This is a genomic window from Mycolicibacterium neoaurum (assembly GCF_036946495.1).
GTDB lineage: Bacteria > Actinomycetota > Actinomycetes > Mycobacteriales > Mycobacteriaceae > Mycobacterium > Mycobacterium neoaurum_B.
Map to the genome: position 1 here is coordinate 127,732 of NZ_JAQIIX010000002.1, position 12,402 is coordinate 140,133.

The following is a 12,402-nucleotide window of genomic DNA, read 5'->3' on the forward strand; positions in this document are numbered from 1 at the left end:
AGCGTATCGAGCATCGGCCGAGATGGAGCGGTGGGGGTTACGGTGAGCTCATGACCCGGGTGTGCGTGGTGGGCAGCGTGAACATGGATCTCGTCTTCACCGTCGACACCCTCCCCGAGCCCGGCGCCACCGTGCTCGCCTCGGCGCTGGCGCACTCGCCGGGCGGCAAGGGCGGAAATCAGGCCGTCGCGGCGGCCCGCGCCGGCGCGTCGGTGAGCTTCGTCGGGGCGGTCGGCGAGGACGCCGCGGCCATCGATCTGCTGGCTCATCTGGAGGACAACGGGGTCGACGCCGGCGGCGTGGTCCGCTTGCCGATGCCAAGCGGAACGGCGGGCATCGTCGTCGACGCCCGCGCGGAGAACATGATCGTCGTGGCGCCCGGCGCCAACGCGCACCTGACGCTGGACTCGCCCCGCAGCCGCGAGTTCGTCGCGGGCTGCGAAGTGCTGCTGGTGCAGCTGGAGATTCCGCTGGAGACGGCGTTGGCGGCCGCCCGGATGGCCAAGGACAGTGGCGCGACGGTGCTGCTGAATGCCTCCCCGGCCGGCGGTGACCCGGACCGCCTCGCCCGCATCGCCGAGGTGACCGATGTCGTCATCGTCAATGAAACCGAGGCGCAGCAATGGAACTGGCCGGTCCCGAATCTGGTGACCACGCTGGGCTCGCGGGGTGCGACACTGCGCAGCGGGTCGGGCGAGATCCAGGTGCCCGCCCCCGCGGTCGAACCGGTGGACACCACCGGCGCGGGCGATGTGTTCGCCGGCGTGCTGGCCACCGCATGGCCCCAGGGAGCAGAACGCGCGATGCGGTGGGCGTGCGCGGCAGGCGCGCTGGCCACGACGGTTTCCGGCGCGGGTGGTTGCGCACCGACCGCGGAGGCCATCGAGGACGCACTCGACTGAGCGCAACCCGCTGACGGCCGTCGTCCGGCCCGTCAGCCCTCGGGGATATCGCGTTCGATGGCGGTCAGCCAGATTCGCGCCGACATGTCCGACGGCGCCCGCCAATCCCCACGCGGGGACAGTGCCCCGCCCGCGGAGACCTTCGGGCCGTTCGGCAGCGCCGACCGCTTGAACTGGGAGAACGAATAGAACCGTTGGGCGAACACCGTCAGCCACCGCCGGATCTCGGCCAGCGAGTACTCGGGGCGCTTGTCCAGCGGATAGCCCAGCGGCCAATGTCCCCGTTCGGCGTCATGCCAGGCGTGCCAGGCCAGGAAGGCCACCTTGGCGGGGCCGAATCCGTAGCGCAGCACCTGGAAGAGCGAAAAGTCTTGCAGCACATAGGGACCGACCTTGGCCTCGCTGCTCTGGACCTCCTCGTCCTCGCCGGCCGGGACCAGTTCGGGAGTGATCTCGGTGTCCAGCACCGACTGCAGCACCTCGCCGACGGACTCGTCGAACTCCCCGGAGGAGATGACCCAGCGGATCAGGTGCTGGATCAGCGTTTTCGGTACGCCGCCGTTGACGTTGTAATGCGACATCTGGTCACCGACCCCGTAGGTCGACCACCCCAGCGCGAGCTCGGAGAGGTCGCCGGTGCCCAGCACGATGCCGCCGCGCTGGTTGGCGAGTCGGAAAAGATAATCGGTGCGCAGGCCGGCCTGCACGTTCTCGAAGGTGACGTCGTAAACCTTCTCCCCGCGACCGAACGGGTGGTCCATCTCGGTGAGCATCAGCTGGGCGGTATCGCGGATGTCGATCTCGGCGAAGGTCACACCGAGCGCTTCGCTGAGCGCGATGGCATTGCCCTTGGTCCGGTCGCCGGTGGCGAAACCCGGCATGGTGAAGGCGAGGATATCGCTGCGCGGACGGCCTTCCCGGTCCATGGCACGGGCGGCGACGATCAGCGCGTGGGTGGAGTCCAGCCCGCCCGACACCCCGATGACGACCTTCGGGTAGTTCAACGCGCGCAGCCGCTGCTCAAGCCCAGATACCTGGATGTTGTATGCCTCGTAGCAATCCTGTTGCAGCCGTGCGGCATCCGAGGGAACGAACGGGAAGCGCTCCACCCGCCGGAGCAGGCCGATATCACCGGTCGGCGGGTCGAGGGTGAACTCGATGCGACGGAAGTCCGCTCCGCCGCGGCGAGCTTCGTGTTGCGCGTTGTCGTCAAAACTGCCCATCCGCAACCGTTCGGCCCGCAACAGCGACACGTCGACGTCGGCGGTGCTGCGGCGCTCGCCCTTGGGGAAGCGCTCCGACTCGGCCAGCAGAACCCCGTTCTCGTAGATCATGGTCTGCCCGTCCCAGGCCAGGTCGGTGGTGGACTCCCCCTCCCCGGCGGCGGCGTAGACATAGGCCGCCAGGCACCGCGAGGATGCCGATTTGGCGAGCAGTTTGCGGTCATCGGCGCGGCCGATGGTGATGGGGCTGCCCGACAGGTTGGTCAGCACGGTCGCCCCGGCCAGCGCGGCGCGCGCGCTCGGGGGCACCGGCACCCACATGTCCTCGCAGATCTCGACGTGCAGGACGAAATCGGGCAGATCCGCCGCCTGGAACAGCAGGTCCGGCCCGAACGGCACGGTGGCACCGCGCACCCGTATGTCGCCCGCGAGCCCGTCACCGGGGGCCAGCTGACGTTTCTCGTAGAACTCGCGGTAGTTGGGTAGATAGGACTTCGGCACCACACCCAGGACGGCACCGCGATGGATCACGACCGCGCAGTTGTACACCCGGTTGCGATGGCGCAGCGGCGCACCGATCACCAGCACCGGCAGCAGGTCCACGGATGCGGCGACGACCGTCGCCAGGGCCTCCTCGACGGCGTCGAGCAGGGTGTCCTGCAACAGGATGTCCTCGATCGAGTAGCCGCACAGCGTCAGCTCGGGAAAGACCGCCAGCCCGACGCCGTCATCGTGGCACTCACCGGCAAGCCGCAGTACCGATTCGGCGTTGGCGGCGGGATCGGCGAGCGTGGTGTGGTGCGTGCAGGCGGCCACCCGGACGAACCCGTGCCGGTAGGCGGAGTAGAAGTCCACCGTGCCATTCTGGCATTGTCGGCAAAACCGGAGTTCACATCGCGGGCTGCGTGCGCCAGTCGGCTATCACGGTGGCCAGGCCCTCGGCCAAAACCGGTAGTTGCGGCACCAGAACCACACAGCTGATGAACTGCAGTGTGCGCGCGGTGTCCATCAGGTGTTGGACGGCTGGGTCGGTCCTGCGCAGACCGAGCGCCTCGGCGGCCTCGTCGTATTCGGCGACGGCCTCGGGCCCGAGCATGGCCAGGTCCCACTCGACCGGGCCCACACAGACGTCCTCGAAGTCCGCGAACTTGACTCCGGTGGTGGTGCGGATGACGTTGTGCGACGGCGCATCTCCCTGAAGCGCCTGGACTCCGACATCGGGGTGTCGGGTGGCGAAGGCGGCGGCACTGCCCAACACCGCCGACACATCGGCGAACTGGCCACGGACCCGGTCGATGTCCTTGCTGCTCAGCAAGTCCGAGGGCGCCAGCCGGTCGAACATGCCGGGCGCGGCCTCGGTGAAGGGCGCCAGAAAGGGCAGCGGCGCTGGATAACCGGCGAGCCCGGCATGCAGTTCGGCGCTCTTGGCGATCGGTACGCCGGCATACGGCTGGTGATCGGGTGCGACATCGGCGAGCGTCCAGAACGTCATGCCGAACTCACCGCACCGGACCGGGGCGCGCGGCACCAACGGGCTGGGCGGCACGACCGGCACGCCGTGGGAATCCAGCCAGGCCACGACGTCGAGTTCACGTTGCTGGCGCGCGGTCTGCAGCCCCGGGGTGTAGCCGGGCGGCAGCACCACCGGGACACGGGCCACGACCGGGGCGGGCTCCAGATGCGCCACGACCGAGAAGACGTCGTGCAGGACGGTGGCGCGCTCGACCTCCAGCCCCGCCGCGCGGCCGGCCTCCAGCGCGGCGTCGGCGGCCCGACGGGTGCGGTCGGCGAGCTGGTCGGCGGTGAGCGGGCGCCCCGGCCCCTGGGCGGATCCTGCCGTCATGGGTCCACCCTGCCACGGCGGCCTATCCTCGAATTCATGGAAGCCCCGGAACTGGTCGCCGCGCTGGCAGGTCGTCGGATCGCGGTGCTCACCGGTGCAGGCATGTCGACCGACTCGGGCATCCCCGACTACCGCGGGCCGGACTCCCCGCCGAGCAACCCGATGACCATCGCCCAGTTCCGTTCGGACGCCGTGTTCCGACAGCGCTACTGGGCGCGCAACCACATCGGGTGGCGACATATGGACTGGACGCAGCCCAATGCCGGCCACCGCGCGCTGGCCGCACTGGAGGCTGCGGGGGTGCTGACCGGGCTGATCACCCAGAATGTGGACCTGCTGCACACCAAGGCCGGCAGCCGCACCGTGGTCAACCTGCACGGTACCTATCAGCAGGTGATCTGCCTGCAATGCGGATTCACCATGAGCCGCACAGCGTTGGCCGACGAACTGGAAGCGCTGAATCCGGGTTTCGCCGACCGCGCCGAAGAGGTCGGGGGCATCGCGGTGGCGCCCGATGCCGACGCCGTCGTCACCGACACCTCGAGCTTCCGGTACCTGGACTGTCCGCGCTGTGCCGGCATGCTCAAACCGGATATCGTCTACTTCGGCGAGAGTGTGCCCAAAGAGCGTGTTGGACAAGCCTTCTCGTTGGTCGATGCCGCCGATGCACTGTTGGTGGCGGGTTCGTCGCTGACGGTGTTCTCCGGATACCGCTTCGTGCGGCACGCAGCCGCCGCCCACCTGCCGATCGCGATCATCAACCGGGGGCCCACCCGCGGTGACGATCTGGCCAGCGTCAAGGTCGACGGCGGGTGCTCGGAGCTGCTGACACTGCTGGCCGGTGAGCTGCCGCTGATGATGGCGGCGCGCTGACGATCACGCCCCAGCGCGCCGCCATCGGCTAGAAGCTGCAGGGCAGCGAGCGGACCGCGTGCACGAAGTTGCCCGCGACATAGGACGGTTCGCCGACCTCGAGATCGGGAATCTGGCGCAGCAGTTCGCCGAAGATGGCCCGCAGCTGCGCCCTGGCGACATGGGCGCCGAGGCAGAAGTGCCGGCCACCGCCGCCGAATCCGACGTGCGGGTTGGGGTGTCTGCTGAGATCGAGCCGGTGCGGGTCGGTGAACACCTCGCTGTCCCAATTCGCCGATGAGTAGAACATGACGACCTTGTCCCCGGCGGTGATGGTGCGCCCGCCGAGTTCGTATTCGGTGGCAGCGGTACGCCGGAAGGTCATCACCGGGCTGGCCCACCGCACGAACTCCTCGACCGCGGTGCCGATGCGGTCGTCGAAATCGGCCATCAGCCAGGCGCGTTGATCGGGGTTGTCGGTCAGCGCCTTCATCGCGTGGCTGGTGGTCTGGCGGGTGGTGTCGTTACCGGCGACCGCCAGCAGCACGAAGAACGCCGCGACCTCCTGATCGGTCAGGCGTGATCCCTCCACCTCGGCCTGGACCAGGGCGCTGAGCAGATCGTCGCCCGGGTTCTCCCGCCGCTCGGCAGCAAGCGCGAGTGCCACCTGGTGCAGGTACATCTGGTTGGCCACCAGGACCTCCAGCGGGTGACGGCCCGCCAGGTACTCCGGATCGGCCCAGGAGACCAACGCATCGGCCGCCGCGGCCACCTGGTGGCGCTCGGACTCGGGGATGCCGACCATGTCCGACAGGGTGCGGATGGGCAGTTCCTTGGCGCACAGGTCGACGAAATCCGCACCGCTGCCCGCGGCCTTCAACTCCGAGACGATATCGGCAGCGTTGGCCTTGATGGAGTCTTCGATACGGCGCACCTGACGCGGCGTGAACGCCGAATGCACCACCTTGCGGATCTGGGTGTGTCGCGGCGGATCCATCGCCAGGAAGGACTGCGAGGCCTCCAGCAGTTCCTGCGGCACGTTCTCGAACAGCACCCCCTGCCCGGATAGGAACACCTCGCTGTTGCGGCTGACCTCGACGACGTCGGCATGGCGGGTCACCGCCCAGTACCCGCGGTCTGCCGGGTCGGGCATCAGCGAATCCTCGACCGGCGGATGCCAGCTCACCGGGCGCTCGGCCCGCAGCTCGGCGAACGCGACCTCGCGATCGGCCGCCGTGGTGGCCCAGAACGCGCGGGAGGACAGGTCGATGGGGTCGAAAGCACGCTCGGCCGTTGTGATCGGTGACACAGTCATGCTGGCGACAATAAGTCTAGACAGACCGTCTAGTCAAGGAAGCCGCGCAGCCGATACGCTTACCCCATGGCATCGGTGACGCGGGCAGGTCGCAAGCCCCAGGTCAAACGCCAGGAACGCCGCGAACAGATCGAGCGCCAACTCCTGGAGGCGACGGACCGGCTGATGGCCGACGGCGCCAGCTTCACCGAGCTCAGCGTGGACAAGCTGGCCACCGAGGCCGGTATCTCCCGGGCCAGCTTCTACATCTATTTCGAGGACAAGGGCGATCTGCTGCGCCGGTTGGCCACCCAGGTGTTCGGCGACCTGACCGCCGATGCGGCGCAATGGTGGACGGTGGCCAGCCGGCGCGACCCGACCGATATCCACGCATCGATGACCCGGCTGATCGGAAGCTATCGCACGCACCAACCGGTGCTGGTTGCGCTCAGCGAGATGGCCGCCTATGACGCCCAGGTCGGTGAGACCTACCGCGAGCTGTTGACCGGCATCGCCGCACAGTTCACCACCGTCATCGAAGAGGGCCAGGCCGACGGGTCCATCCGCGCCAACCTGCTTCCCGGCCCGACCGCGAGCAGCCTGGTGTGGATGGTCGAGCGGTCGTGCCAACAGAACCTGCCGAACCAACCGCCGGAATACGATCCTCAGCTGGCGACCGCACTGACCGAGATCATCAGGGGCGCACTGTATCTGGACGGCTGAGCATCAGAAGCGCTCGGGGTGCCAGTAGACATCCTCGGCGGTGCCGGACAGAGCATGGTCGACGGCCTGGCGGCCCTGTAGGTATCCGTAGTCCTGGTTTGACGACTCGTAGCGCCACCCGCCGAACCGGCCGCGACTGTAGATGCCATGCGCCAGCAACAGTTTGTCGGCCTCACGCAGCAGATCATCGCGTCCCAGCGTCGGCACCGGATAACCGAAACCCAGTGTCCTGACGAATCGCGAAGCGATCCGTTCGGGGTCCGCGCCCAGCTTGCACAAGGACTCCACCACACCGTCCACGGCCACCTCGGCAGGCACCGGCTCATGCGCGAAAATCGGTACCTCAGAGAGGATGTTCCACCGCCCCGCACCCGCATTGGACCCGTCGTAATTGCTCAGCATCGTGGCGCGGTACCACGGCACCGTCTCGTCCGGGCAATACAGCCACGTCTTGTCGGCCAGCGCTTCCGGCGGCTGCCCGGTGAAGCCGATACCTACCGCATGCAACCGACTGGCCCGTAGCGATTCAGCGCGATCGATCCGGCCGACCCATCGCAGCGCGCTGGTGATCGGCGCCGTGCTGACGCAGTACCGGAATTCCACGGTCGTCCCGTCATCGAGCCGAGCGACCCGTGCCACCGCATCCACATCGAGCACCGCCGTGTTGAGCCGCACCGAGTTCGGTGTCATCAGCCGATCGTGGACGGCTTGCCACAGCGCACCCGTCCCACCGACGGGATACGGAAATGTCGATGCGGCAGGGGTCGTGGCACCGGCCAGCGCCAGTGTGGGGACATTGCGGGCCGTGCTACCGCTGCGCAGCGAGGTCCATTGGTCGTCGATCTGATCGAGCGGCAGCGTCCACATCTTGCGGTTATAGGGCTCGAAGAATTCGTCGTACAGCCGCCGGCCGAAGTTGTTGCGGTAGTAGTCGGCCAAGTTGTCCACGGGTCCGTCTGGGTCCAGATCCGTTGGCAGCTCGGTGAGTTGCTGCTGGATGGGGGTCGGGACCAGACTCTGGGGACCGTCGCCACGCAGCCATACCCAGCCGTTGCGCCACACATGGTTCAACGCGATCCCGCTGGCCTCGACCGCCCGGTCGAAATCGGGGAAATGACTGTGCAGCACGTGCCCGCCCAGATCCCAGGTGAATCCGGCATCGTCGGTGACCGACGCCGACATCCCGCCGACCTGAGGTCCGGCATCGACGACGAGGTGGTCGATGCCGAGTTCGGTCAACCTGACCGCGGCGCCGATACCGGTGCTACCAGCACCGATGATGAGAAATGTTGGCACAGACTAGAAATCGACGACCTGGCGGATCGGCTCGAATCCCTCGGCGAACGGGCGCCTGCACAGGAATCCGTAATGCTCGGCCGAGCTGCGCACCCATGAGGCGCTGACCTTCTCGCTCGCCTCAGCCTGCGACACATGGCACATCAGCGCCTCGATCTTCTTATCGAGGCAGTCGGAGATGTCGATGAACGAGGTCGGGTTGAACCCCACCGCCGACGGACCGCCGTAGGCCATGATCGTCGACACCCAGCGCGCGGCACCCATGGTGCACCGCGACACGACGCGATGATCCTGGTGACTGTCGTTGGCCATGTGGGTGTAGACCACCGTCGCCGACACCTTGTCGATGGCGTCCTCGATCAGATGCACCAACTCGAATTCCTGCAGCGAGACCCGGCAGTCCAGGAAACCCTCGCCCCAGATCAGCTTGTCGATCCCCAGTGCATCGGCGGCTGCCTGCTGTTCGGCGACCCGCTGCGACGATCTGCCGGGACCCTCTTCGCCACGGGTGACGACGAGCATCGTCACCTGATCCCCCGCAGCAACGTGTTTGGCCAGCGCGCCCCCGCAGCCCAGCTCGATATCGTCGGGATGCGCCCCGACCGCAAGAACCGAACGACGTGTCATGCCCCCAGCTTCCACTTTGCTGACACCAAATTTGTGCGAGCATACCCCGGCGTACGTCCGAATGTCCGACTTAGCTCAAAGGAGGGCGTTTGCGGCGTTTATCCGATCGATTGCGCGAAATGGCAATTTTGACCAAAAGTACCAGCAAGTGAAGTAATTGACGGGTGACCTATTTGCTGAGCGATATTAGCTGACCGGTGCGGATACAGGATCCGGCGTCGGTGCTGCGGCGACGCGTCACACCGCGACCAGGTCGTCGGCGTGCACCGCCGGCCTGCGCAATTCCGGCGGAAGGTCGGGGGTCGACCGGCCGATCATCGCGGCGAGTTCGACCGCGTCATAGGCGACCACCCCGCGGGCGGCGACCGCGCCGTCGGGTCCACGCAACTCCACGACGTCACCGCCGTGAAAACGGCCCGACACCGCGGTGATCCCGGCGGGCAACAGGGAGCGCCGCCGCGTGACGACCGCCCGCACCGCGCCCTCGTCGAGGGTCAGAACACCGGTCGCCTCGGCGGCGTAACGCACCCAGAACCGGCGCGCTGACATCCGCTCCGGTCGTGGCGCGAACACCGTGCCCACCGACGCGTCGGACAGTGCTGCGGCGGCATCGGCGGCCGCGGCCAACAACACCGGCACACCGGCGTCGGCTGCCAGCAGCGCCGAGGACAGTTTGGAGGCCATCCCACCGGTGCCCAGGCTGCTGCCCCGGCCCGCCACGACTCCGTCGAGGTCACCGTCGGCGGCCACCTCGGGGATGAAGCGCGCCGGATCATCGGCGGGTGCCTTACGCGGATCCCCGTCGTACAGCCCGTCGATATCGGAGAGCAACACCAAGGCGTCGGCACCGACCAACTGTGCGACCAGCGCCGAGAGCCGGTCGTTGTCGCCGAACCGGATCTCATTGGTGGCGACGGTGTCGTTCTCGTTGACGATCGCCACCGCGTGCAGCGCGCGCAACCGGTCCAGGGTGCGCTGAGCGTTGTTGTGCTGCACCCGCATCGCGATGTCGTGCGCGGTCAACAGCACCTGGCCGACCGTGCGGTCGAAACGGGCGAACGCCGTGCTCCAGGCATTCACCAGCGCCACCTGACCGACGCTGGCGGCGGCCTGTTTGGTCGCCAGGTCGGTGGGTCGCCGGGACAGCCCCAGTGGCTCGATTCCCGCGGCGATGGCACCGGAGGACACGATCACGACATCGGAGCCCGCCCGCATCCGGCCCTCGATCGCCTCCACGAGGGCGGCCAGCCTGCCTGCGTCGAACACACCGGTGGGCGTGGTCAGCGCGGTGGTACCGATCTTGACGACGACGCTGCGGGCGGTCCTGATGGCGTCCCGATGCACCGAGGGCGTACTACTCATTCCCGGTGCTCCCGACGCGCCTTCCGTGCCGCCTTGCGCTCGTCGGCCGATACCCGCTCGGTCTGCTCGAGGCGCACATCAGTGCCGCGGCCGGACATCATGGTGTCGACACCGGCCGGGGTTTGCGGCTCCCAGTCGAAGGTGACATCGCCGATGGTCACCGCGCACCCAGGAGTGGCGCCCTGCTTGACCAGTTCGTCCTCCACCCCCAACCTGGCCAGACGGTCGCCGAGGTAACCGACGGCCTCGTCGTTGTCGAATGCGGTTTGCGCGATCCAGCGTTCGGGTCGGGTGCCGCGCACCACGAAACCGCCCTGACCGTCCGGGGTGACGGTGAAGCCCGTCTCGTCGACCGCGACGGGGCGGATCACCGGTCGACGGGGTGCCACCTCGGGCTGCGCAGCCCGATACGCCGCGACCATCTCCCACAGCCCGAAGATCAGGGGGCGCAGGCCATCTCGGCTGACAGTCGATATCTCGAACACCGGCCAGCCGTACTTCTCGACGACGTCCTCGCGCACAAACTCGGCGAGCTCACGCGCATCTGGCACGTCGATCTTGTTGAGCACCACCGCCCGCGGCCGGTCGGCAAGATCACCGAGGGTGGTATCGCCTTGCAGGGTGGGCTGATAGGCCGCCAACTCGGCCTCCAGTGCGTCGATATCGGAGATCGGATCCCGGCCTGGTTCCAGGGTGGCGCAATCCACGACATGGACAAGCACGGCACACCGCTCGATGTGGCGCAGGAAATCCAGGCCGAGACCGCGACCGTCCGAGGCGCCGGGGATGAGGCCGGGCACGTCTGCGACGGTGAAGGTGTTCTCCCCCGCCGACACCACACCCAGGTTGGGGACCAGCGTGGTGAAGGGATAGTCGGCGATCTTGGGCTTGGCCGCCGAGATGGTGGACACCAGCGACGATTTCCCGGCCGAGGGGAACCCGACCAGGCCGACATCGGCGACGGTCTTGAGTTCAAGGGTCAGATCGCGGATCTGACCCTTCTCTCCCAACAACGCGAAACCGGGGGCTTTACGGGCACGGGATGCCAACGCCGCGTTGCCGAGTCCGCCGCGGCCGCCCATCGCGGCCTCGAACCGGGTGCCTGCGCCGACGAGATCGGCGATCAACTTGCCGTCGGCGTCGAGCACGACGGTGCCGTCGGGCACATGGACCTCCAGGTCGGCGCCTGCAGCCCCGTCGCGGTTGCTGCCGGCACCGGGCTTACCGGACGGAGCGACGACATGCGGGTGGAAGTGGAAATCGAGCAGGGTGTGCACCTGGGGGTCCACCACCAGGACGACACTGCCGCCCCGGCCGCCGTTGCCGCCATCGGGGCCGCCGAGCGGCTTGAATTTCTCTCGGTGCACCGAGGCGCATCCGTTACCGCCGTTACCGGCCTGGGCGTGGATGACCACACGGTCCACAAACCGAGGCATTGGAGAATCCTTCCGAGAAAACAGTGAAGCTGCTGCGAGCGTTCCCTAGAGAACTCGCAGCAGCTTCACTGTTCGCAGTACGGTCCTTGAAGGCCGTTCTTGATAACTCAGGCCTCCGAGCGCACGAGGCGGACGATGTTCACCGTCCGGCGACCGCGCTTGGCGCCGAATTCGACCACACCGGGGGCGGTGGCGAACAGGGTGTCGTCGCCGCCACGACCGACGTTCACGCCGGGATGGAAATGGGTGCCGCGCTGACGGACGAGGATCTCGCCGGCCTTGACGACCTGGCCGCCGAAGCGCTTGACGCCGAGCCGCTGGGCGGCTGAGTCGCGACCGTTGCGTGAGCTGGATGCGCCCTTCTTATGTGCCATGTCTGACGACCCCTTACTTGATTCCGGTGACCTTGAGCACGGTCAGCTGCTGACGGTGCCCCTGGCGCTTGTGGTAGCCGGTCTTGTTCTTGAACTTGTGGATGCGGATCTTCGGGCCCTTGGTGTGCTCCAGGACCTCGGCGGCGACGGCGACCTTGGCCAGGTCGTCGGCCGAGGTGGTCACCTTGGAACCGGCGACGACCAGGGCGACCGGCAGCGAGACAGAGGCGCCGGGCTCGGACTCCAGCTTCTCGACCTTGACAATGTCACCGACGGCGACCTTGTACTGCTTGCCGCCAGTCTTGACGATTGCGTACGTGGCGTTCTCGGCTGCCATCGTGGATCTACCTCTGCTTCGTTCATCTGGGCGCGCGCATTATGGAGCATGCACGTGCGGGTCTTGGGTGCGGGCCGAGCCAGCAGTTGCGGCTGCAAGCCCCGCGACAACTGGTCAAGGGTACGTGAGCAGC

Annotated in this window: 12 protein-coding genes; 3 read left to right on the plus strand and 9 right to left on the minus strand. The window is 67.6% G+C overall.

Going from position 1 to position 12,402, the window contains the following annotated elements:
• Positions 1 to 50: 50 nt before the first annotated feature.
• A complete protein-coding gene (locus tag PGN27_RS06075; RefSeq protein ID WP_335325355.1) occupies positions 51 to 902 on the plus strand; it encodes a ribokinase in 852 nt (283 codons plus the stop codon).
• Between the two features lie 32 nt (positions 903 to 934).
• On the opposite strand, the gene PGN27_RS06080 is transcribed toward PGN27_RS06075, so the two are convergent.
• A complete protein-coding gene (locus PGN27_RS06080; protein WP_335325356.1) occupies positions 935 to 2,980 on the minus strand; it encodes an NAD(+) synthase in 2,046 nt (681 codons plus the stop codon).
• Positions 2,981 to 3,014: 34 nt separating this feature from the next.
• Complete coding sequence (locus tag PGN27_RS06085; RefSeq protein ID WP_335325357.1) at positions 3,015 to 3,968, minus strand: phosphotransferase; 954 nt, start codon at positions 3,966 to 3,968, stop codon at positions 3,015 to 3,017.
• Between the two features lie 36 nt (positions 3,969 to 4,004).
• On the opposite strand from PGN27_RS06085, the gene PGN27_RS06090 reads away from it, so the two are divergent.
• Entirely contained in the window at positions 4,005 to 4,841 is an 837-nt protein-coding gene (locus tag PGN27_RS06090; RefSeq protein ID WP_335325358.1) for an NAD-dependent protein deacetylase, read from the plus strand.
• Positions 4,842 to 4,869: 28 nt separating this feature from the next.
• Here the strand turns inward: PGN27_RS06090 and PGN27_RS06095 are convergent, their stop codons facing one another.
• Positions 4,870 to 6,135: a cytochrome P450 gene (locus PGN27_RS06095; RefSeq protein WP_335325359.1), complete on the minus strand. Its 1,266-nt coding sequence runs from the start codon at positions 6,133 to 6,135 to the stop codon at positions 4,870 to 4,872.
• 66 nt (positions 6,136 to 6,201) lie between these two features.
• Between PGN27_RS06095 and PGN27_RS06100 the strand changes: the two genes are divergently transcribed.
• Positions 6,202 to 6,837 (plus strand): TetR/AcrR family transcriptional regulator, encoded by a 636-nt coding sequence (locus PGN27_RS06100; protein WP_335325360.1) that lies wholly within the window; start codon positions 6,202 to 6,204, stop codon positions 6,835 to 6,837.
• A gap of 3 nt (positions 6,838 to 6,840) precedes the next feature.
• Here the strand turns inward: PGN27_RS06100 and PGN27_RS06105 are convergent, their stop codons facing one another.
• The 6 genes from PGN27_RS06105 to rplU all read right to left on the minus strand — a co-directional run bounded on the left by PGN27_RS06105 (position 6,841) and on the right by rplU (position 12,269).
• Entirely contained in the window at positions 6,841 to 8,133 is a 1,293-nt protein-coding gene (locus PGN27_RS06105) for a protoporphyrinogen/coproporphyrinogen oxidase (RefSeq protein ID WP_335325361.1), read from the minus strand.
• 3 nt (positions 8,134 to 8,136) lie between these two features.
• Positions 8,137 to 8,760, minus strand: coding sequence for a PIG-L deacetylase family protein (locus PGN27_RS06110; RefSeq protein ID WP_335325362.1), 624 nt, complete (start codon positions 8,758 to 8,760; stop codon positions 8,137 to 8,139).
• A gap of 237 nt (positions 8,761 to 8,997) precedes the next feature.
• Positions 8,998 to 10,122, minus strand: a complete 1,125-nt coding sequence (gene proB / locus PGN27_RS06115) for a glutamate 5-kinase (protein ID WP_335325363.1) — start codon at positions 10,120 to 10,122, stop codon at positions 8,998 to 9,000.
• Complete coding sequence (gene obgE / locus PGN27_RS06120; RefSeq protein WP_335325364.1) at positions 10,119 to 11,558, minus strand: GTPase ObgE; 1,440 nt, start codon at positions 11,556 to 11,558, stop codon at positions 10,119 to 10,121. The genes proB and obgE overlap by 4 nt, the downstream gene beginning before the upstream one ends.
• A 107-nt stretch (positions 11,559 to 11,665) precedes the next feature.
• Complete coding sequence (rpmA, locus tag PGN27_RS06125; protein WP_019513236.1) at positions 11,666 to 11,932, minus strand: 50S ribosomal protein L27; 267 nt, start codon at positions 11,930 to 11,932, stop codon at positions 11,666 to 11,668.
• 13 nt (positions 11,933 to 11,945) lie between these two features.
• Complete coding sequence (rplU, locus tag PGN27_RS06130) at positions 11,946 to 12,269, minus strand: 50S ribosomal protein L21 (RefSeq protein WP_335325365.1); 324 nt, start codon at positions 12,267 to 12,269, stop codon at positions 11,946 to 11,948.
• Between the last annotated feature and the right edge of the window lie 133 nt (positions 12,270 to 12,402).